The following is a 20,498-nucleotide window of genomic DNA, read 5'->3' on the forward strand; positions in this document are numbered from 1 at the left end:
AAATCTTTTTAAGAATTTATAAATGTTTTATACGCTTTTGCCTATACTTGCAGTCTTTATTCCTAGATTCCACTAAATAAGGTTATAGAATGTCAGCGTATGAAACTATTATCGGGCTTGAAGTCCACGTCCAACTCAACACCGCCACAAAGATTTTCTGCTCCTGTGCCACAAGCTTTGGAGAAGAGCCAAACAAAAATGTCTGCCCCACTTGCCTAGGGCTTCCGGGTGCATTGCCTGTGCTAAACAAAGAAGCGGTAAAAAAAGCCATTAGCTTTGGAGCTGCAATTAACGCCACAATCAACCAAAACTCCATATTTGCGCGTAAAAACTACTTCTACCCTGATTTGCCCAAAGCCTATCAAATCAGCCAGTTTGAGATCCCAATCGTGGGGCGTGGGGAGATTGAGATTGAAGTAAATGGAGAGCAAAAGACTATCGGCGTTACTCGTGCCCACCTAGAAGAAGACGCGGGCAAAAATATCCACGAAAGCGACTTTTCAAAAGTGGATTTAAACCGCGCTTGCACGCCGCTTTTAGAGATTGTAAGTGAGCCAGATATGAGAAGTAGCGATGAAGCGATAGCTTATCTTAAGAAACTGCATTCCATCGTGCGATTTTTAGGCATAAGTGATGCCAATATGCAAGAAGGGAGCTTCCGCTGTGATGCCAATGTCTCTATCCGCCCAAGGGGAGATTCTAGGCTTTATACACGCGTAGAGATTAAAAATCTAAACTCCTTTAAATTTATCCAAAAGGCCATAGAATACGAAGTGGAGCGGCAGATTGAAGCGTGGGAAGATGGCAAGTATGAATCACAAGTCGTGCAAGAAACGCGCCTTTTTGACACCGCAAAGGGCGTAACCCGCTCAATGCGTGGCAAGGAAGAAGCAGCAGATTATCGCTACTTCCCAGACCCAGATTTGCTGCCTGTGTTTATTGATGAAGAGTTAATGAAACAGGGCAAACAAATCCCAGAAATGCCAGATGAAAAAGCACAGAGATATGTCAAGGACTTTGGCATTAAGCCCTATGATGCCGGTGTGCTGACTTCTAGCCTAGAGCTAACAAAATACTTTGAATCTATGCTAGATTTTGGTGCAAGTGCAAAAGGCTCACTCACTTGGCTAACTACCGAGCTTCTAGGGCGGCTAAAGGGCGAAAACACACTGCAAACTTGCGGTATAGATTCTGCCACACTTGCCACACTAGTTAAACGCATAGATGAAGGCAAAATCAGCGGCAAAAGCGGCAAAGAAATCCTAGATGTGCTTGTGGAAAATCGCGGCGGCGATGTGGATTCTCTCATAGATTCTATGGGATTAGCACAAGTGAATGACGATGGTGCAATCCTAGCTGCCATAGATTCTGTGCTAAGTGCCAACCCTGATAAAGTCGCAGAATTTAAAAGCGGTAAGGATAAGCTTTTTGGCTTTTTTGTAGGGCAAGTGATGAAAGCAAGCAAAGGTGCAAACCCCGCTCGTGTCAATGAGCTTTTAAAAGAGAAGCTACAATGACTTATACGCTTATACCCTTAGAAGACTTTCTATCAAACGCCCATAGTCCAAGTGAGAGTGAGCTAGAATCTTTTAGCAAACATAGGGATAAGCTTTTACACACAAAAGAAAATGAGAGTGAAGAGCATCAAAAAAATCGCTTTGATAGAGTTTCTAGCCAAAAGCTTTGCCTACGAGTGCAATACAAAAAATCGCATTGATTTAAGCATTTATGAAGACAATAAAGCTAAAGTGCTTTTTGAAGTCAAAAGCCTAAGCAATAAGATAGAGTTTGTTTCTAGCGGGGGGGGGGGATACACTACTTTTACAAGAATATAGCCTAGAATCCAAAGCCTTTTATGAATCCATTCTCTACTTTTTACGCGAGTATAAAACCCATAACAACAACGACATAAAGCACATTATCCTAACAAACACACGAGATTTCTATCTCATAGACGCTAGAGAGTATCTCACATTTGCTAAAGATAAAACAATCCTAAAAGCCTTTGATAACTGCGATAAGAATCAAGGCACAGACACAAGCACAAGCAAGTTTTACGCCACACTTAAAGACTATTTGCCCTCCCTTAACTCCACACTAAAATTTACCCATTTTAATATACAGACTACACCCCTGCCCCTGCTCTATCAAGCCCTAAGCCCACAAGTGCTACTCAAACAAAAAAATTGCATTGACGCCAACACACTCAATCAAAGCTTTTATGATGAATTGCTCTACATTCTAGGGCTAAAAGAGATAGACCAAAAAGGCAAGATTCTAATCCTCCCCACCACAGAGCAAAACACGCTTTTAGATTCTATCTGCAACAAACTAGGACTTGATAGAGACAAAGACTTTGAGACAATCTTTTCCCTGCTTACCACTTGGAATAACCGCATATTATTCCTGCGACTTTTAGAATCTATGCTTTTAAGCTTCAAGCATATTACAAAGCCCTTTTTAGACATTGACACATTGCAAAACTTCACAGACTTAAACACACTCTTTTTTGACATATTAGCCCTTAAAAAAGAGAAGCGAAAAACCGACTTAAAGCTAAAAGATTCTATCCCTTATCTTAACTCAAGCCTTTTTGACAAAACAGAATTAGAAAAGCAAAATAACGAAATAAGCCACCTAGATTCTAATCATCTCGCCATTTTCAAGCACTCAATCCTTAAAAAAGACAAAGATTATAAAGACACACAATCCCTGCCCCTTTTAGAATATCTCTTTAAATTCTTACACGCCTATGACTTCACCACCACGCCAAAAGATATTATAGACCATATCAAAACAAACCACGACAAGCTAATAAATGCCGCTGTGTTAGGACTAGTCTTTGAAAAGCTAAATGGCTACAAAGAGGGCAGTTTCTACACGCCTAGCTTTATCACTAGCTATATGTGTAAAGAGTCGCTAGAAAAAGTCGTTATAGATAAGTTTAATGAAAGAAAATCGTGGGAATGCGATAGCTTAGAATCTTTAGCACAAAAGCTAGACAAACTCACAGATTCTGTAAATGGCTATAAAGAGGCAAATGCCATTTTTGATTCCATAAAGGTTTGCGATCCAGCCGTTGGTAGCGGACACTTCCTTGTATCTATGCTAAATGCTATGATAGAGCTAAAATTCCGCCTTAAGATTCTCTGTGAGATTCACATTGATGATAATGGAGAGCGAGACTACAAGCGATTAAAAGACATAAGATTACGCCTAGAAAATGATGAGATTTTAATACAAGATTCTAATAACACCCTGCATACTTATCAAACCCCAGCCCACGAAAATATAGAATCTCACATAATCCAAAAAGCCCTATTTCACAACAAACGCATTTTGATAGAATCCTGCCTTTTTGGCGTGGATATAAACCCAAACTCTTGTGAAATCACAAAGCTAAGATTATGGATAGAGCTACTTAAATACAGCTTTTATATCTTTGATTCTAATGGTAAGAATACAGGCGATTTAGAAACCCTGCCAAACATTGATATAAATATTAAATGTGGAAATTCACTTGTAAGCAATATCGCCCTAGATATGACAAAAGAAAGCTTAGAAAAAGATTTAAAAAATCGGCTCAATGATAACGCCACCCTAGAATCTGCAAATGAGATTCTATCTACAATCAATGATATACAAAATAAGCTCCCACATACTATACAAGATTACAAAGACGCCGTGAGTGCCTACAAAAACGAGACAAACGCCGAGCTAAAATCACTCCATAAGCAAAAAATCCACACCACACAAAGCTTTATCATCGCTATATTTCACAAAACAAGCAAAGCCTACCAAAACTTCAAAAATGCCCTATCTAGCTACCTGCAACGCTATGGCTACAATGGCATTGATAACGCCACCTTGCAAAACGAAAGCCTAGATTCTGCCCTTATAAAAAGTCTCAACGACTACACGATAAATTTTAACTTCCACAAGAGCCTAGACATACCCAAAGAGTCGCAAGGTTTTGTAGAAAAAGAGCTTATAACACTTATAGAATCTATGCGAGAATATGAAAACTTTACACAAGATACAAACGCATTTGAATGGCGGTTTGCATTCCCTGAAGTGCTAGATTCTAATGGCGACTTTCTAGGCTTTGATTTAGTCATCGGCAATCCGCAAGCCACAACTTCAAAAAGCCTTTAGAATCTACAAAGGCACAAGCGATATTTACACCTACTTCTACGAGCAAGGACACAAGATTCTAAAACACAATGGAATCTTAAGCTTTATCACAAGCAACAAATACTGCCGAGCAGGATATGGCGAGCCTTTAAGAGAGTTTTTGCTTGAAGCCACCGCCCTGCTTTACTACATAGAACTAAATGGTATAAAAGTCTTTGACTCCGCCTCTGTGGATACAAGTATCCTAAGCTTTATCAAAACAACGCCAGATTCTACACATACATTTGACTTCGCACACCCCAAAGACTACGATACTAAAGCCAATGCCCCACTGCAAGAATACATCACACCACAAAGCCTTTTGCAATCTAGCTTAACTAAAGAAAGCTTTATTTTCCAAGACAGCACCAACGCCGCCCTTAAAGCTAAGATTGAAGCCATCGGCACACCGCTAAAAGAATGGGATATTTCTATAAATTATGGAATCAAAACAGGCTATAACGAAGCTTTTATTATAGATTCTGCAAAAAGAGAGGAGATTTTAAGGAATTGTGTGAGTGAAAATGAAAGACAAAGGACAAGCGAGCTTATAAAGCCCATTTTGCGTGGCAGAGATATTAAGCGGTATAGCTATGAGTGGGCAGGATTGTGGATAATCATAGCCAAATTTAACTCTCATCAATATTTAGAAAAAGATTATCCAGCAATATATAACTATCTCTTACAACACAAAGATAAGCTACAAAAAAGGGGACAATGCACCAACAAACCAGCCACAGATAAAAAGCCATACACAGGGCAACACCATTGGCTAGAGCTAGACAACAACCCTACAAATGAATACTTAAGCAACTTTGAAAAAGAAAAGATTGTGTGGAATCCTGTAAGTGGAGAGTATTTTTTCACCCATATTAAAGAAACAATGTATTTTAACAATTCGCTTTTTATGATGACAATAGGGAATACATCATTGCAAGGCGTGAGTGAAACGAACAACGAAGCAATGAAATCTCATCAATCGCACGAAGTGCCACCGCTTGAAGCGTCGTCGGGGGTTTGGGGGGTTAAAGGGGGGATAAGGGGAGCGACTTCGCAATTCAAGCCCCCTTGTCCCCCCTTAAAAAAAATGAATGACAAATTGCTTTACATTCTAGGGCTTATGAATAGCACTTTGTATAAGTGGCTTATCACGCAAATGACAAATTTAGTAGAAACAGGAAAATACGCTTATGGTGCTAAAGATAAGATAGAGCAACTCCCTATTCCGCAAATCACAGAATCTAATAAGCCCCTATGCGATGAGATTATAAAATGTGTAAATAAAATCCTAGAAATTAAAGCTAAAGATTCTACCCTTGACACAAAAGAGTTAGAATCCAAAATTGACTCTTTAGTCTATAAACTCTACAATCTCACAAATGACGAGATAGAAATTATTGAAAAGGAGTAAAATGGATCAACCAACAAAAAACACCATTACGCAAGAGTCTTATGCAGACAATCCTACAGCTAAAACTACCGCTCTAAAATCAGATAGTGAAGCAGAAGTGACAGAAAGACAAAGAATGTATGAATCTTTTTTTAAAGATGCAATGAATAGAGCAAAATCTAATCAAGAAGCACAAGACAAGATGATTCTAACAATATCTGCCGCATTGTTCGGAATAATGCCGTTTATCCTAGAAAAATTACAACCAACCTGTTCCAATAAAGTTTTTATATTTATTTTTTTATTATCCAATACGCTTTGTCTTATTTCTGTAATACTCTCATTTTGGTTTTGTGCAAAAGGAAATATGAAAGATGTGGAATTTGCCGAGAAGTATTATTTGCAGGGGAAAGAAAAATCTTTTAACAAAAAAAGTAAATGGACAAAATATGGAGAAAAGTGCAATCAATTGTCTTTAATTTCTATTATAATTGTTTTCATTGTTTTTGCTATAATGATGGGCAAATATTTCATCAATAAATAAGAGGAGTGTAATATGAGTGATAAAAACTCTCAAAGTGAAGCCACATTAAATGGGCTACCAACACAAAATCTGCAAAGATTCCAAGATGGTGTGTCTTCCGCAATGATGCTCAAACTACAAACAGAAGGAGTAAGCACGAGTCCAATGATAAAACCAAGCCAACCACAACAAACAATAGCTCAACAACCCAATTTTAATCAACAGACCTTGCCATCAACACCAAATAATGGAGCAGAAACAAAAGCAAAAAATAAATAGACTTTATTATCATTATTATGAGTTAATGAAGTCAGCATAGCTCCATTCCAACAATCATACAAAATGCTGTCAGTAGTGGGGGCAATAGAAAATCTCTTATTTGTGTTGTATAGCATTATAATGTTTTTACTTTTATTTTCACTCCAAAAAACCGCACGCAAAAACTCCATAATCCCACACTAAATATGCTAAACCTTGGATTCTAAAGAAAAGTTTCTACCCTTGACACAAGCAAGTTAGAATCTAAACTTGACTCTCTAGTCTATAAACTCTACAATCTCACAAACGATGAGATAGAAATAATAGATTCCAAAACATAAAAAACTAATGCTAGAATTTTAAGCAACACAAAAGCCCAAAGGATAACAAATGACGCTGATTATAGAAAATGCTAGTAAAGAGCTTTACACTGCGATAAAAAGCCTAGCAAAGATTGATAACGCAAAATGCAAGGTGCAAAAGCCAAAGCTTACAAAGTTTGAAAAAGAGATTCTAAAGGCAAAAGCAGAACTTGAAAAAGAGAAAAGAGAAGGCACACTAAAGACTTATGCTAGTGCGAAAGAAGCGTTTGAAAAAGAGGGCTTACTCTAATGTATAAAGTGCATTTGACAAAGAGTTTTAAAAAAGACGCAAAAGCCCTAAGCCAAGCAGATAGAATCTTATCAATGCAGATTATAGACACACTAGCTAAAGGAGAGAAGCTAGAGTCAAAACACAAAGACCACGCCTTAAGCGGCAACTTGCAAGGCTTTAGAGAATGCCACATTAAACCAGACTTGTTACTCATTTATGAGCTATGCGATGATATTTTGCAGCTTAATGCCTTGCGTGTGGGAAGCCATAGCAAATTGTTTAAAAAATAGTAAGTTATGAAAGGCTAGAATCTAGCAATAAACCCCTTGTGTGATGAGATTATAAAATGTGTAGATAGAATCCTAGAATCTAAAGCAAAGATTCCGCCCTTGACACAAGTAAGCTAGAATCTCAAATTGACTCTTTAGTCTATACACTCTACAATCTCACAAATGATGAAACAAGGCTTATACTATGAATGATATAAAAGAAAAGATATATACAGAGCAAAATATTAATGGAGCTGATGTTACACCAAGTTATCAACAAGTAGGGATACAAGAGATAGCGAAAGCCTTGCAAATAGATGAAACAAATATTAGATACAGCATAGATATCTTTGAAATTTCTCCAAGATTACCAACCAACCACAATAATGAGACCACACAACCATCACAACAAAATAAATTGCAAATAAAAGATTTTAATGCTCTCTTGCTATATCAATACAAACTCCTATTTAGACAATGTGAATTTAATGTTAGCTTGTCAATAAACTATGGGTTAAAATGCCGTCAAGTAGCATTTTATGATTGTGCTTTTAATGATAAATGGCTTATAAAAAATCTATCAGTTGATGATACATTTTCTATGGAAAATTGCACTTTTAATAAAGATGTTGATTTTTCTAATGGAAAATTTTTAAATAATGTTTATTTTAATAACTCCCATTTTAAAGGCTATGCTGATTTTCACGAGTGTGAATTTGAAAAAACTGCTTGTTTTTATGGGGCAACCTTTGATAACCCCCCAAATTTTTCACAAGCTATTTTCAAAGAGAATCTAAACTTTGTGAATGTGAAATGTGATTTTGAGTTTGAGAATCTAAAAGAGAGAATCAAACAAGAAAAAGAGCAGGACAGCAAGAAAACTTTAGATAAATTTGCCAACGACTTTAGAGATTCTTTTAGGCTTATTAAAAATGCTTTGATAAAAGATAATAATCTCCTAGACGCTTCAAACTTTCACAAATACGAACTCTATTGCAAAGAAATAGAGCTAGATTCTAAAAATCCTAAAATATTTTCAAAAGATTGGATAGACAAAATACAGCTTTGTTTCTATCGTAAGCTTTGCAACCATCACACAGATTTGATATTAAATCTAAAATGGCTAGTGATAACCATAGGCTTATTTACTATACTATTTTTTGCTTCAAAGATTATTCAAGGTAAAGAAATTTTGAATCTAAACCATTATGGTATAGCTTTAAGTGCTTCATCGTGCATAATGATAGTGCTTTTATGTTTATTTGACTATTTAAAGCTATTAGGTGGTTTTGCTTACTTGAATCTAGTAGCTACTCTCTGGTTAGTTTGTTACAATCCAAAATTAATATTTGGTGTGGTAAATATTCTAGGCGATTCTTGTTTCAATAGTTTTGAAAATATCGTAATGGTAACTTATACAATAATGATGTTTCTAGTTGTTTTCTCACTCCAAAAAACCGCACGCAAAAACTCCATAATCCCACACTAAATATGCTAAAGCCTCTAATATAGCTCAAAGCCAAGCCGCAAATAGAATCTAAGCAGAATCTAGCAACGCAAGATTCTTGCCAAGCTTCAAATCTCGCCTACATTACCCTACTCTCGCACTTCCCCATTGCCTACAATGCAATACTTATAACTTCGCAGAGATTCTATCCCCATAGGACCACGCGCGTGAAGCTTAGAAGTAGAGATGCCTATCTCTGCTCCAAAGCCAAACTCCCCGCCATCGCTAAATCGCGTTGAAGCATTTGCATACACACACGCCGCATCAACATTGCTTAAAAACTTCTCGCACACCGCCTTATTCTCACTCACTATACATTCAGAATGCCCCGAGCCATAGCGTGATATATGCTCCAACGCCTCTTCAAAGCCCTCCACAATCTTAAGATTAATAATCCTATCCCCCCACTCTTTAGTAAAATCCGCCAAGCCATCAAGCTCCGTGCCTAGAGATTCTAGCAAAGCTTGTGTTTCAAATCTCACGCTGACTTTATGTGAATGCAAACTCTCCACTATCTCGCTTAAAACCTGCTCCCCAAGTGCAGAATCTACAATCACACATTCACACGCATTGCACGCCGCAGGATAGCTAAGCTTTGCATTTAGCACAATCGCCTTCGACTTTTGCAAATCCGCGTCCTTGTGGATATAGGTATGACACACGCCCTTATCGTGCTTAATAATAGGAATACTCGCATTATGCTTTACAAACTCTATAAGCCCCTCTCCACCACGCGGGATAAGCAAATCCACATACTTATCCATTTTGACAAATGCCAATACAGATTCTCGCGAAGTATCTTGTATCATACTCACGCATTCTTTTGGGAGATTGTGCTGTTGCAAGGCTTGTTGCAAGGCAGAATGAATTGCTTTGTTAGAATGATACGCCTCTTTGCCACCTTTTAGCACACAGGCATTCCCACTTTTAAAGCAAAGGGCAGCCACATCGCTTGTAACATTAGGGCGAGATTCATAAATCACGCCAACCACACCCAAAGGCACACTTATTTTTGAGATAAGTAGCCCCGCCTTGCTTTGCCACTGCTGCATTATCTCCCCCACCACACAAGGCAAACTCACAATATCCCTTATCCCTTGAGCCATTGCTAGAATCTTGCTGTGATTAAGCTCTAAACGCTTTTGCATAGCTTGTGGTAGGGCAGAAGCTAACTTTAAATCCTTAGCATTTTCTTCATAAATATATTCACTTTGAGATTCTAGAATCTCTGCCATAGAGAGTAGCACGGCATTCCTTTGACTATCTTGCATAGTGTTTAGAATCCTAGCACTCTCTTTAGTCAGGCTAAGTTGTTTTTCTAGTTTTTGCATAGGTTTTCCTTTTTGTAAAATGTAGATTCCGCAGGGGGGGGGGTTTGAGTTTGTAGATTCTAATTTACACCCTTAAGCCCCGCACCCAAATTTGCTTAAAAATTAAGATTCCATCTCTGCTTTTTCTTTTGCCAAGGCTTCCACCTCAGCGATAAAACGCTCTAAAAGCAGCTCTTCTTTGAGCTTACATAAAATCTTGCCTCCTTTAATAATCAGCCCATCTTTATTCCCAAAAGCAATGGCAATATCAGCGTGCTTTGCTTCACCTAAGGCATTCACCGCACAGCCCATAACGCTCACTTGCAGTGGTGTTTTAATATGCTTTATGCGAGATTCCACTTCCTGCACCATTTTGACAAGATTCGCTTCAATCCTCCCGCAAGTGGGGCAGGAAATAAGCGTTACACCGCTTTTTTGCCGCCCAGAATATTGCAAAATCATACGCGCTACTTTGATTTCTTCTTCAAGCTCCCCTGTGATAGATACTCTCATCGTATCGCCTATACCCTCCATAAGTAGCCCACCTAATGCCATTGAGCTTTTTACCATAGAATGTGGCAAAGTCCCCGCCTCTGTAACACCTAAATGAAAGGGGTATTCCACCAAAGGACGGAGCATTCTATAGGCTTCCATTGTGCGTAAAACATCACTTGCTTTAAGTGAAACCTTGATATTGCTAAATCCAAAATCCTCTAAAAGCTTAATGTTATACAACGCAGATTCCACCATACCCTTGGGCGTTGCACCATATTTCTCATCAAATTGCTTCTCCAAGCTTCCGCCATTAACCCCTATGCGGATAGGAATCCCACAAGCATTACACGCATCTGCCACGGCTTTTATCCTATCTTTTGAGCCGATATTCCCCGGATTAATACGGATACAATCCACAGATTCAGCTGCAATCAAGGCAAACTTATAGCGAAAATGAATATCGGCAATCAAAGGCAGTGGCGAGACTTTTTTAAGATCTTTTAGTGCATTGGCATCTTTTGGATCACTCACCGCCACACGCACCATATCCGCCCCAGCAAAATACAATCTATCTAACTGCTCTTTTGTGGCTTGTATATCACAGGTTTTACTAAAAGTCATACTCTGCACGCTAATTGGTGAATCGCCCCCCACAGCCACCGAGCCTACATAAATTTGTTTTGTTTTTACCCTTTGCATATAAAAATCCTTTCGCATTTTTTGCTTTATTTTATCACTCTTGGGTAAAATTCCACCACACATTAAAGACTTAAGGGCAAATATGCACGAATATTCCATTGTAAATTCTCTCATTGAGCTGTGCGAAGAACAAGCCAAAGCCCACAATGCTAAAAGCGTAGAGGAAGTGCATATCGCCATTGGGGAGCGAAGTGGAGTGGAAAAAGCCTTGATTGAAAGTGCCTTTGAAAGCTTTAAGCTTGAATCTAGTATGTGTCAAAATGCCAAACTTTGCGTTAAGATTCAAAGCGTGGTGCTAGAATGCAAGGATTGTGCTTTAAGCTTTGAGATAAAAGGCTTAAACCTTGCCAAATGTCCGCAATGTCAAAGTCAAAATATCCACATCATACAAGGCAAAGAGCTTCATCTCTTATCCCTTGAAATGAGTGTGGAATCCTAGTTGCATATAGAAGGAGTGAAAATGCAGCAAGATAAACCCTTAGCCCAAAAGCTTGATGAACGCGTTTTTGAGCAGCTTTTGAAATATAATCCCAACACGCAGAATCTGTGGGATATTGTTGGGCTTTTTGAAAATGAACGGCAGAAGTTACGCCTTGAAGTGGCACAATATCACCAAGATATTAAAGATTCTCAAAGCACGCTTAAAGCTCTACGAGCCGAGATTACAGTAGCCAAACAAACACTTCATTCCCTAGAGCAACAGCTAAGGGACGCCCCGCAGATTCCAGAAAATGAAGAACACACACAAATGCTACAAAAAATGACCGAACTTGAGCTAGAAAATTCCAAACTCCGCGTGGAGCTAAGAGACTTACGCAGTGAGTTTGAACTAGAAGAAAATCTCCAGCAGTTTGAAGCTGAATCTAGCAAAGAATCTCATTAAAGAATAAAAATGCCAAGCAATATAACACAAAAAAAGCACAAACGCCTTTTTGTTAGTGCGTGTGAGCCTAGCTCAAACCTGCATTTAAAGCACTTAGCCAAGCACCTTAGTAAAGATTTAGAGATTTGTGGTGTTTTTGATAGAGAGACTTTTATAGATTTTGAGAAAGCCATGCCTAGCTTTACGCTTAAAGATTTTGCGGTGATGGGCTTTTTTGATGTGATAAAAAAAATAGCCTTTTTTAAAAAAGCCATAGCCCAGATGAGTGAGTTAGCAAAAAATGCAGATTGTGTGCTGCTAATGGATAGCTCAAGCTTCAATCTCCCCATTGCCAAGGCGTTGAAAAAAAGTGGAATTAAGGTGCCTATTGTGTATTATATCTTACCGCAGGTGTGGGCGTGGAAGCCTTGGAGAGCTAAGAGTATAGAGCAGAGTTGCGATTATCTATGTGGAATCTTGCCTTTTGAACTCACAATGTATAAAAATGCGTTGGCACAAAAAAGGGCATTATATGTGGGACACCCCTTGATGGACGAAATCACAGAGTTTAAGAGTAAGCCATTGCCACACAAAACGGCTCCTATTGCCTTTATGCCCGGTAGCCGCAAAAGTGAGATTAAGAAAATTTTCCCTATTTTTGCTAAAGTGGCTAAGAGCCTACCAAATAAAAAGATTCTTATCCTGCCCGAGCATTTTAAAAGGCTTAATTCACAAGCGTTGAATGACATCTATGGCGATGAGATAAAGGCATTTGAGATAAGCTTTGAAGCAAATAAAGCCTTGCTAGAATCGGGCTTTGCTTTTATATGCTCAGGCACAGCGACACTTCAAGCCACGCTCATAGGCACACCGCTTGTGCTAAGCTACAAGACAAGAGGCATTGAAGTGCTGATAGCTAGAGCATTTGTAAAGCTTAAACACATAGGACTTGCTAATATTTTATATAACGCTTTGTATTCCAACGCCCCACATTCTAATATGAGAAATGGCACACAGCAGATTCACGCCGAGCTTATTCAATCTCAACTCACAGCAGAAAATCTACTCAAAGCCTTTGAAGAGATAGATACAAAATCTTTTAGCACAAAAGCCCAAGAGTTAAGAGACTATCTCAAACACGGCAGTGCCAAGCAAGTAGCTCAAATTCTTAACACACTCCTTAATTAACATATTTTTTAGTTTTGTGCTGTTACAATGCCGAAATTTAAAATCAACTTAAAGGCTAGTATTTTATGGATTCACAACTTTTAAGCAAACAATTAAATGGGGGGGGGGGCAGAACAAGAATCTACTAATCCCACATCTTTTACATTACACACTTTACACGGATTTCATACACTTTCAATCATCATTCCCTGTTTTAATGAAAAATCTACCATTTTAGATATTTTACAAGTGGTGCAAGATGTGCAGATCCCCTATTATAAGGAAATTATCATTGTTGATGATTGTAGCAGCGATGGCACAAGGGAGATTCTATCCACTCTTCAATCTATCCAAGAAAACTGCTCTATCAAAGTGCTTTACCACGAGAAAAATCAAGGCAAGGGGGCGGCTTTGCGTTCAGGCATAGCAGAAGCAAGTGGGGATATTGTGCTTATCCAAGATGCGGATTTAGAATATGACCCAAATGAGTATCCAAAGCTTTTAGCTCCATTTGAAAAAGGTGTGGCTGATGTGGTGTTTGGCTCAAGGTTTGTAAGTGGGGAATCTCATCGTGTGCTTTACTTTTGGCACAGAATGGCAAATGGGCTTTTGACACTGCTTTCAAATATGATGACAAATCTCAACTTAACTGATATGGAGACTTGCTACAAGGTTTTCAAACGAGAGATTATACAACGCATCACCATAGAAGAAAATCGCTTTGGCTTTGAGCCTGAAATCACAGCAAAAATCGCTAAGATTAAAGGCATTAGAATCTATGAGGTTGGCATAAGCTATTATGGCAGGACTTATGAAGAGGGCAAGAAAATCGGCATTAAAGATGGCTTCCGTGCGTTGTGGGCAATAGTGAAGTATAGATTCAAAAGATAAAATATAGTGAAGTATAGATTCAAAAGATAAAATATGGAATGGATTATAGTCAATCTTAAAATTACATTTGTGCTTTTAGGCTGGATTCTAGCCACTTATGGTTTTGGACTAGCATTTTTTGCTTTGCTGACAAAACTTTATGATGTCTTTATTGCACCTCTTACCTACTCAAATACAAACTTTAATGCCCCACCCAAACAAACATACGCACATTACTACAAAAATTTACCTTTTGCTTTAGAAATGCCTATTGTCGGTTTGCTTGGTGTGATTTGCATAAGCGTTTTGGTGGGGTGGATTCATATCTTTATGCCTATTAATGCTTTTGTATCACTCATAGGCATTGCTCTTGGGATGGGCTTTTTATGCTTTTTTAACACACAAGGCGTGTTTAAAAAAATGTGTAGTAAGGCGTATATTTTTGCCTTTATCATCGCTTTTTTATTTGTCGCGTGGGTGGGTTGCCTAAATGAAAATGCGTATGACACAGGACTATATCATATACAAGCTACAAAATGGGTGCAGGAATCTCCGCTTATTTTTGGAATCGCTAACATTCATACGCGTTTTGGATTTAATAACATTCTTTATAATTTTTCAGCCATAAGCGAAATTTCACACATAGTTGGCATTCGCAGTTTTATCACAAATGAGATTCTTATCTTTTTCATGCTTATGGCTTCTTTGGCTGTGTGTTTTGGTTTGCGTTTTGATAGTATTTATCGCTGCTTTATTGCTCTAGGCTGGGTGTGGCTTCTTGCCGTATTTCCAAATCTTAAAGGATTATATGCGGAGGGGTATTTGGGGCTTATGGGATTTTGTATTGTGAGCTATCTCATTTATATTTTAGAATCCCGCAAACAAGATTCTCATTTTGATTTTCTCCTTATTTTTATTCTCGCATTTTTTAGTGTGTATATTAAAATATCTGCTGTTATGCTTATCCCTTGTGTGCTTGTGCTATTTTTTCAATACTTTAAACTTTCAAAATACTCTTTTAAGATTCTTGTATTTTTGCTTGTTGTTCCTTTGTTTCTTGGCATTATATGGGCGTTAAAGGGTATTTGTGTATCAGGAGCGGTAGCCTATCCAGCGGGATTATTCTATTTTGAATCTTTGCCTTGGGCAGTGGATAATATTACAAGAGCTGGAGAAGTTGGAGTTATTCATAATTGGGCGAAAGTTGGAGGTGCACCAAATCCACAGGAACTACTTGAAAGCGGAAGATGGCTGGGATATTGGTTTTATCAATTCATTATGCCCTTATCATATAGAATAGGGCTTATCTTGTCTATATTTGGGATCTGTGTTGGCGTAGCCTTAGCATTAAGCCGTAGAAAAACTATATTTAAGCCTTATATGCCACTTTTTGCGTGCTTATTTTTAGGTATTCTTTTTTGGTTTTTTTCAGCTCCCGATCCTCGTTTTGGGTGGCAGTATTTTGTGCCATTTTTTGGACTTTTACTTGCTATGGGGCTTTATGGCGTATCGCATAAAATTATCTTAAAATCCCAAAATATCCTTTTTGCTTGTGCCTTGCTGGGTATAGGCGGAATATATGCTTTTAGCTTCAACAATGAGCCTTTCAATGTAAAAGCAATCAGTGGTTTTAAAGATACAAGTAAGATTCCACTTATCCCATTGCAAACATATACAAATACCAATGGCTTAAGCTTTTTTATCCCTCCTGTTGGTGAAGATAGGGTATATGACGCTCCACTTCCCGCTTCCACTTCTCCACGACCAAACCTTGCCAAAGGCACATTTTTGGGGCGAGATATGTATTATATACAAGCACCGAAGCAAGAGCAAAAAGAGCTAGATTTAACCTCATCTTCACTTTCAAAGGATAAGTAATGAAAGAAGCCCTGCTAGAATCCACACTGCGTAAAATGCGACTAAATCGCGTTTTGCCCACAATCAAAAGCTTTAAAAATCCAAATGTCCTAGATATTGGTTGCGGCTGGGAAGCGAGACTTTTGCAAGAGATTGAACCTTATATCGCTAAAGGCATAGGCATTGACTTTAAAGCCCCAACAATTAACACAGATAAGATTCAAACCTTTGCGTATTATTTTGAATCTAAGGATACAAAAAGTATGAATTTTAACGGGGGGGGGGTAATGCTATTTTTCCACAAGATTCCTTTTCGCAAGATTCAAAATGTCATCTGCCATTTGAAAATGAGAGTTTTGAAGTGGTAACAATGTTGGCTGTTTTAGAGCATTTAAACCACCCATTAGATATGCTTAAACAAATCACTCGTGTATTAAAGCCAAATGGCGTTTTAATCCTTACCGTGCCTAGCCATTTAGCCAAGCCTGTGTTGGAGTTTCTAGCCTTCAAGTTAAAAATCGTCAGTGAAGCAGAGATAAGAGACCATAAAACCTATTACAACAAAAAAGATTTACACCATCTCATCGCTCAAATCCCAAGCCTACATTTAAAAACCCACAAGTATTTTCAATGTGGTATGAATAACCTTGCCATTGTGAGTAAAGCCTAGCCTATGCCCCCACATAATTCACAAAAGCAAGATTCACAAAATCTGCATAATGCTAACGCCACTTCCACAAAAGCATTTTACACATCATTTTTTACAAAACTTTATAAATACGCACTCGTGGGTGGCTCTGCTGCACTTATTAATTGGCTTATCTTTTATATCACCACAGAATCTGGGCTATGGTATATCCTAGCTGGACTCCTAAGCTTTATCCTAGCGACTTTGTGGAACTTCATTTTTGCTAAAATTTTTATTTTCAAACATTCTAAGCACCATATTTTTAAAGAAAGCATTCTCGTTTATGTGGTAAGTTTTATAGGGCTATGTATTGATATGGGCGTGTTGTTTGTATGTGTGGAGTTTCTAGCTTTTCACACTATGCTAAGTAAAGTCATCGCCACAGGCATTGCTTTTATTTTTAATTTTTCTGTGCGTTTTTTTGGAATCTACAAGGAATAAAATAGAATTTATTAAAATGTATAACCAATTGAGACGGAGAATAAATGCAACTGCCCAAATCCACCTGTTTGGTAAATGCTCTTTCTACCATCTTTAAGGCTAAGCGAATATGCCAAGCCTATATTCCACTTATCACTTGTCTGCTTTCTCACACCTAAGCCAAACACATATGCGTTACTATCTGGAATCCCTAGCTTATCTTGTGGCACAGGGCTTTGATCAAAAGCAAACGAACCCATTAAAAAGTAATTTTTCTTAGTCAAATAGCTAAGTCCCAAACGCAAGGCAATCGTGTCATTCCACCCATCACCCATAGCCACCGCACCATAATCAGCTAAATCCATCATACCACTTAACTGCTCTGGGCTAAACTGCATAACCATACCGCTTAAGGGCGTAAATCGTGGATTGCTAAAATTAAAGGCAAATTTATCGCCCTTGCTCCAATATATCTTTTCATATACAAACTCCACGCCAAGCCGTCCAAAATTGTACATAAGGGCAATTTGCATACTTGAAGGTAGCGTTACTGCAAGATTCAAATTCGCCTTCATATTGACATTTCCCATAGAGCCACCAATATAGGTTGTTGCGTCTAAATCCCCTTTGAGATTAAAAGTAACAGGCGAGGTATAAACAAAACTTAGCGTTGTGCTTTTACTCTCAAAAGGACGCACACTCACCGCCGCCTTATACCCAAAGGCAAAGTCCGCCCCTTTGCTCTTTTGATCCACTTTTGTAGCTCCTACAAGATTTGTAGTGATATTCATATCACCCATACCAAATTTTTCAGACAACTCTTTGGCGTCCATAAGCGTAGCATAGCCCCTAGGCACACCATTTTCATCGGTCTCCGTTGGAGTAGGATAGGCACAAGGACCGGGATTGCTTGTTTGCAAGTTGCCATTATAGTCATAAAATGTCCCCGTGTAGCAATTTACATACGCTCCAAGCTCTTTTGCTTTCTCCATTGTTTCACCCATATTTTGGCAGCCAAAAAATCCACTTGTTGTATGTCCATTTTGGATACAATAATTCACCCCATTAACAAATTTATATCCCGTTTGTGTTTCTCCATTAAGTGTAGTCGTGTAGGTTTTATTCGGCACAGGATTAAATACTGTTGGCAAACAAATCGTAGTTTGACTAGCACAAGTCTTATCATTATAACGCCACTCAAGATTCCCATTCTCCCATTCTCCCTTATAATGCTCCCAATTTTTCTTAATTGTCGCATTGATTTCTTCCACCTTTGCGTTATATCCCGCCACATCAATGCTTTTTTTATCTTCATTAATAAACTCATCAAACACGCTAGGATCAGCCATACCAAACCACGCTTCAGGATTAAAAAGTGTAGGCAGCTTATAGCGAAGCTTATTATCTAAATGCTTTCCGCCACCTATGCCAATCCCTGCTAACGCAGCTAGGGCATTGCCTTGAGCAGTATTTACCGCATAGATAAGCTCCCCCATAGCCTCCGGAATCATACTTGAAGGAATCTCATCAAAATCCTGCAAGTTTGTTTCAACCTTGCCGGGCTTTTGTGGAGTGCCTAGAGGCACAAACACGGTGTTTTGGAAATTCCCCATTCCATAAAGGATTCTAGGGGAGACGCCAATAGATATGCGTTCATTATAATTCCAGCTAAGTGAAGGGCTAAACTCAACCATAGCAATCATTACATTACGCAAAAATGCTCCAGCCTCGCCATTCCAATTCATCGCTAAACCGCTTGGTGCGGTAAAGCTTACGCCATAATTCCAATTTCCAAATGATGATTTTGCTGTTTTGCTTTTATAAAAAACCTTAGGCACGGGGAAAAATGTCGGGTCAGCTGAACCTTCAACTAAAGCTCCTTTTTCACTGAATCCATAAGTGCCGTGCTGATTTTTCTCTTCTGAATCTACTTTGATGGGTGCTTTGAGATCTACGCCTAGGAATGTATTTGCCAAGTTTGCCATATTATCTGGCACACCAAGGGTTGTTTCTGTGCTTAAGCCCCAGTTGATTGAGCCTTGCCCTATGTCCTTTCGCCCCGTATCTGTGGTGAATGAAAAACCGGGTATGTAAATACCTGTGAGTGTAAGTTCTAGCTCACTTTTATCATTTGATGATAATTGATGGGTAAAGCCCATATTTGCAGGATTGTAATACGCACTATCAGCACCAAAAGCCCCTGCCACATACGCAGAGCTAAGTGCAGTGGCATTAAGACTTTGTTCAGCAATCTTAAAGCCAGAAGCCAAAGCATAGCAACAACACAAACAAGCGATTAAAAATGCTCTCATTTCCTATGACTCCATTACAGGCGAATCTTAAAAGTTGCATATACAACTATTTTTAAACATTCTATCAAAAAAAAATCAAAGTCAAGTTTTCAAGCTAAAAATATTCTCTCAATATCGCTTTAAGATTCTATAATGCCACCAAAGAGATAGGGCAATCAGCAATGAGCCAAGCAAAAATTGTCCCAGATTCTCTATGCTCTGCCCCCACACAAGAGCATTAGCCACAATCGCCAAAGGAATAAGCACATTATTCATAATCGCTAAAATCCCACTATCCACGCCACAAGCCCCCTTGTTCCACCAGAAATACCCAAGCCCAGAGGCAACAACCCCAAGATAGAATAAAATCAGCCATTGATGAGTTTCACTAGGCAGCATATTGACATTGCCAAAAAACGCATAGCTTAGTAGCCCCACACCCAACGCCCCGATATAAAAATACCCAAACACCTGCTCCTGATGGGGCAAGGCAAATCTTTCCATCACAAACTTATACGCACTCTGCCCGATACCAAAACACATATTCGCCCCCTGAATCCACAAAAACCCCACAATAAAATCATCACTCACATCACCATATTTAATGATATACGCCCCAAGCACGGCTAGAGCGATACTTGGCAAATATCGCCAACGCATAGAGCGTTTGCATATATCATAAAACACACTCACATAAAAAGGCGTAAATATCGTAAACAACGCCACTTCGTGAATCTGCAAATACTTAAATGACTGATAGTAGCAAATATACATTATGCCTATCTGCACCGCCCCTATGCTAATAAGTGAAAGTTTTAGCGTATTTGAGATATTTCTAAAGCGGATAAAGGGCAAAAATACAAGTAACGCAAGAGTAAATCTCGCCACAATCACAAAGTAGCTATCCACTGGGTTTGCCACATTTCTCCCCACAAGATAATGCCCGATTAAAGGAAAGGAAAATGCCCAAATCACACTCACAATTACCAAATACCGCATTCTGCCCCTTTATTAGAATCTTTTTTAATTCTCAAAGATTCTAGAATTCTAGCTTAATTTAGTAATATTTAATAAAAACTCAAGTAACATTAGCCCCTTTAGCTCCTTTTCAAATTATACTACTGA

Annotated in this window: 20 protein-coding genes and 2 pseudogenes; 18 read left to right on the forward strand and 4 right to left on the reverse strand. The window is 38.5% G+C overall.

Features of this window, described 5'->3' with window-relative positions:
- Positions 1-89: 89 nt before the first annotated feature.
- From gatB to HCCG_RS01530, 10 genes and pseudogenes are all read left to right on the forward strand, one after another.
- Positions 90-1,517: an Asp-tRNA(Asn)/Glu-tRNA(Gln) amidotransferase subunit GatB gene (gene gatB / locus HCCG_RS01495; protein WP_034547885.1), complete on the forward strand. Its 1,428-nt coding sequence runs from the start codon at positions 90-92 to the stop codon at positions 1,515-1,517.
- Positions 1,514-1,717 carry a hypothetical protein gene (locus HCCG_RS12460; RefSeq protein ID WP_015453794.1) on the forward strand — a complete coding sequence of 68 codons (204 nt, stop codon included), beginning with the start codon at positions 1,514-1,516 and terminating at the stop codon, positions 1,715-1,717. Before gatB ends, HCCG_RS12460 begins: the two co-directional genes overlap by 4 nt.
- Positions 1,629-1,835 (forward strand): DUF7149 domain-containing protein, encoded by a 207-nt coding sequence (locus HCCG_RS13080; RefSeq protein ID WP_425591293.1) that lies wholly within the window; start codon positions 1,629-1,631, stop codon positions 1,833-1,835. Before HCCG_RS12460 ends, HCCG_RS13080 begins: the two co-directional genes overlap by 89 nt.
- A pseudogene (locus HCCG_RS13085) lies at positions 1,789-5,584 on the forward strand (type IIG restriction enzyme/methyltransferase). The gene HCCG_RS13080 and the pseudogene HCCG_RS13085 overlap by 47 nt, the downstream one beginning before the upstream one ends.
- 1 nt (position 5,585) lies before the next feature.
- Positions 5,586-6,107 carry a hypothetical protein gene (locus tag HCCG_RS01510; RefSeq protein WP_002955602.1) on the forward strand — a complete coding sequence of 174 codons (522 nt, stop codon included), beginning with the start codon at positions 5,586-5,588 and terminating at the stop codon, positions 6,105-6,107.
- Between the two features lie 12 nt (positions 6,108-6,119).
- Positions 6,120-6,365 (forward strand): hypothetical protein, encoded by a 246-nt coding sequence (locus HCCG_RS01515; RefSeq protein ID WP_002955603.1) that lies wholly within the window; start codon positions 6,120-6,122, stop codon positions 6,363-6,365.
- A 224-nt stretch (positions 6,366-6,589) separates the two neighbouring features.
- Positions 6,590-6,685, forward strand: a pseudogene (locus HCCG_RS13010) (type II restriction endonuclease); the annotation flags it as partial.
- Between the two features lie 49 nt (positions 6,686-6,734).
- A complete protein-coding gene (locus tag HCCG_RS01520) occupies positions 6,735-6,956 on the forward strand; it encodes a hypothetical protein (RefSeq protein ID WP_002955605.1) in 222 nt (73 codons plus the stop codon).
- Entirely contained in the window at positions 6,956-7,228 is a 273-nt protein-coding gene (locus HCCG_RS01525) for a type II toxin-antitoxin system YafQ family toxin (RefSeq protein ID WP_002955607.1), read from the forward strand. The genes HCCG_RS01520 and HCCG_RS01525 overlap by 1 nt, the downstream gene beginning before the upstream one ends.
- Before the next feature lie 184 nt (positions 7,229-7,412).
- Complete coding sequence (locus HCCG_RS01530) at positions 7,413-8,696, forward strand: pentapeptide repeat-containing protein (protein ID WP_002955608.1); 1,284 nt, start codon at positions 7,413-7,415, stop codon at positions 8,694-8,696.
- 107 nt (positions 8,697-8,803) lie between these two features.
- Here HCCG_RS01530 and HCCG_RS01535 read toward each other — a convergent pair whose 3' ends face one another.
- Positions 8,804-10,045 carry a glutamate-5-semialdehyde dehydrogenase gene (locus HCCG_RS01535; protein WP_002955609.1) on the reverse strand — a complete coding sequence of 414 codons (1,242 nt, stop codon included), beginning with the start codon at positions 10,043-10,045 and terminating at the stop codon, positions 8,804-8,806.
- Between the two features lie 102 nt (positions 10,046-10,147).
- The gene (gene ispG / locus HCCG_RS01540) at positions 10,148-11,218 is read right to left on the reverse strand and encodes a flavodoxin-dependent (E)-4-hydroxy-3-methylbut-2-enyl-diphosphate synthase (protein WP_002955610.1); all 1,071 of its coding nucleotides are present in this window, start codon (positions 11,216-11,218) and stop codon (positions 10,148-10,150) included.
- An 82-nt stretch (positions 11,219-11,300) separates the two neighbouring features.
- Between ispG and hypA the strand changes: the two genes are divergently transcribed.
- From hypA to HCCG_RS01580, 8 genes are all read left to right on the forward strand, one after another.
- Complete coding sequence (gene hypA, locus HCCG_RS01545; RefSeq protein ID WP_002955611.1) at positions 11,301-11,657, forward strand: hydrogenase/urease nickel incorporation protein HypA; 357 nt, start codon at positions 11,301-11,303, stop codon at positions 11,655-11,657.
- Between the two features lie 21 nt (positions 11,658-11,678).
- Positions 11,679-12,101 carry a hypothetical protein gene (locus HCCG_RS01550; RefSeq protein ID WP_014667244.1) on the forward strand — a complete coding sequence of 141 codons (423 nt, stop codon included), beginning with the start codon at positions 11,679-11,681 and terminating at the stop codon, positions 12,099-12,101.
- Positions 12,102-12,110: 9 nt separating this feature from the next.
- Complete coding sequence (lpxB, locus tag HCCG_RS01555; RefSeq protein ID WP_015453797.1) at positions 12,111-13,268, forward strand: lipid-A-disaccharide synthase; 1,158 nt, start codon at positions 12,111-12,113, stop codon at positions 13,266-13,268.
- A 96-nt stretch (positions 13,269-13,364) separates the two neighbouring features.
- Positions 13,365-14,138, forward strand: coding sequence for a glycosyltransferase family 2 protein (locus HCCG_RS01560; RefSeq protein WP_002955614.1), 774 nt, complete (start codon positions 13,365-13,367; stop codon positions 14,136-14,138).
- 33 nt (positions 14,139-14,171) lie between these two features.
- On the forward strand, positions 14,172-15,995 hold the full coding sequence (locus HCCG_RS01565) for an LIC_10190 family membrane protein (RefSeq protein ID WP_002955615.1): 1,824 nt from the start codon (positions 14,172-14,174) through the stop codon (positions 15,993-15,995).
- The gene (locus tag HCCG_RS01570; RefSeq protein ID WP_002955616.1) at positions 15,995-16,342 is read left to right on the forward strand and encodes a hypothetical protein; all 348 of its coding nucleotides are present in this window, start codon (positions 15,995-15,997) and stop codon (positions 16,340-16,342) included. Before HCCG_RS01565 ends, HCCG_RS01570 begins: the two co-directional genes overlap by 1 nt.
- The gene (locus tag HCCG_RS01575) at positions 16,336-16,644 is read left to right on the forward strand and encodes a class I SAM-dependent methyltransferase (protein ID WP_002955617.1); all 309 of its coding nucleotides are present in this window, start codon (positions 16,336-16,338) and stop codon (positions 16,642-16,644) included. The genes HCCG_RS01570 and HCCG_RS01575 overlap by 7 nt, the downstream gene beginning before the upstream one ends.
- Positions 16,645-16,647: 3 nt before the next feature.
- A complete protein-coding gene (locus tag HCCG_RS01580) occupies positions 16,648-17,103 on the forward strand; it encodes a GtrA family protein (protein ID WP_002955618.1) in 456 nt (151 codons plus the stop codon).
- Positions 17,104-17,114: 11 nt separating this feature from the next.
- On the opposite strand, the gene HCCG_RS01585 is transcribed toward HCCG_RS01580, so the two are convergent.
- Together HCCG_RS01585 and HCCG_RS01590 are read right to left on the reverse strand one after the other, a co-directional pair.
- On the reverse strand, positions 17,115-19,394 hold the full coding sequence (locus HCCG_RS01585) for an outer membrane protein transport protein (RefSeq protein ID WP_015453800.1): 2,280 nt from the start codon (positions 19,392-19,394) through the stop codon (positions 17,115-17,117).
- Positions 19,395-19,502: 108 nt separating this feature from the next.
- Positions 19,503-20,372, reverse strand: coding sequence for an EamA family transporter (locus HCCG_RS01590; RefSeq protein WP_002955620.1), 870 nt, complete (start codon positions 20,370-20,372; stop codon positions 19,503-19,505).
- Between the last annotated feature and the right edge of the window lie 126 nt (positions 20,373-20,498).

Origin of the sequence: Helicobacter cinaedi CCUG 18818 = ATCC BAA-847 (genome assembly GCF_000155475.1) — a bacterium.
In the GTDB taxonomy this organism is placed as follows: Bacteria; Campylobacterota; Campylobacteria; order Campylobacterales; family Helicobacteraceae; genus Helicobacter_C; species Helicobacter_C cinaedi.

What these genes read in the sequence shown, in the direction of transcription:
- gatB (WP_034547885.1), top strand. Translation starts at nt 90, where the DNA reads ATGTCAGCGTATGAAACTATTATCGGGCTTGAAGTCCACGTCCAACTC.
- HCCG_RS12460 (WP_015453794.1), top strand. Translation starts at nt 1,514, where the DNA reads ATGACTTATACGCTTATACCCTTAGAAGACTTTCTATCAAACGCCCAT.
- HCCG_RS13080 (WP_425591293.1), top strand. Translation starts at nt 1,629, where the DNA reads ATGAGAGTGAAGAGCATCAAAAAAATCGCTTTGATAGAGTTTCTAGCC.
- HCCG_RS01510 (WP_002955602.1), top strand. Translation starts at nt 5,586, where the DNA reads ATGGATCAACCAACAAAAAACACCATTACGCAAGAGTCTTATGCAGAC.
- HCCG_RS01515 (WP_002955603.1), top strand. Translation starts at nt 6,120, where the DNA reads ATGAGTGATAAAAACTCTCAAAGTGAAGCCACATTAAATGGGCTACCA.
- HCCG_RS01520 (WP_002955605.1), top strand. Translation starts at nt 6,735, where the DNA reads ATGACGCTGATTATAGAAAATGCTAGTAAAGAGCTTTACACTGCGATA.
- HCCG_RS01525 (WP_002955607.1), top strand. Translation starts at nt 6,956, where the DNA reads ATGTATAAAGTGCATTTGACAAAGAGTTTTAAAAAAGACGCAAAAGCC.
- HCCG_RS01530 (WP_002955608.1), top strand. Translation starts at nt 7,413, where the DNA reads ATGAATGATATAAAAGAAAAGATATATACAGAGCAAAATATTAATGGA.
- HCCG_RS01535 (WP_002955609.1), bottom strand. Translation starts at nt 10,045, where the DNA reads ATGCAAAAACTAGAAAAACAACTTAGCCTGACTAAAGAGAGTGCTAGG.
- ispG (WP_002955610.1), bottom strand. Translation starts at nt 11,218, where the DNA reads ATGCAAAGGGTAAAAACAAAACAAATTTATGTAGGCTCGGTGGCTGTG.
- hypA (WP_002955611.1), top strand. Translation starts at nt 11,301, where the DNA reads ATGCACGAATATTCCATTGTAAATTCTCTCATTGAGCTGTGCGAAGAA.
- HCCG_RS01550 (WP_014667244.1), top strand. Translation starts at nt 11,679, where the DNA reads ATGCAGCAAGATAAACCCTTAGCCCAAAAGCTTGATGAACGCGTTTTT.
- lpxB (WP_015453797.1), top strand. Translation starts at nt 12,111, where the DNA reads ATGCCAAGCAATATAACACAAAAAAAGCACAAACGCCTTTTTGTTAGT.
- HCCG_RS01560 (WP_002955614.1), top strand. Translation starts at nt 13,365, where the DNA reads ATGGGGGGGGGGGCAGAACAAGAATCTACTAATCCCACATCTTTTACA.
- HCCG_RS01565 (WP_002955615.1), top strand. Translation starts at nt 14,172, where the DNA reads ATGGAATGGATTATAGTCAATCTTAAAATTACATTTGTGCTTTTAGGC.
- HCCG_RS01570 (WP_002955616.1), top strand. Translation starts at nt 15,995, where the DNA reads ATGAAAGAAGCCCTGCTAGAATCCACACTGCGTAAAATGCGACTAAAT.
- HCCG_RS01580 (WP_002955618.1), top strand. Translation starts at nt 16,648, where the DNA reads ATGCCCCCACATAATTCACAAAAGCAAGATTCACAAAATCTGCATAAT.
- HCCG_RS01585 (WP_015453800.1), bottom strand. Translation starts at nt 19,394, where the DNA reads ATGAGAGCATTTTTAATCGCTTGTTTGTGTTGTTGCTATGCTTTGGCT.
- HCCG_RS01590 (WP_002955620.1), bottom strand. Translation starts at nt 20,372, where the DNA reads ATGCGGTATTTGGTAATTGTGAGTGTGATTTGGGCATTTTCCTTTCCT.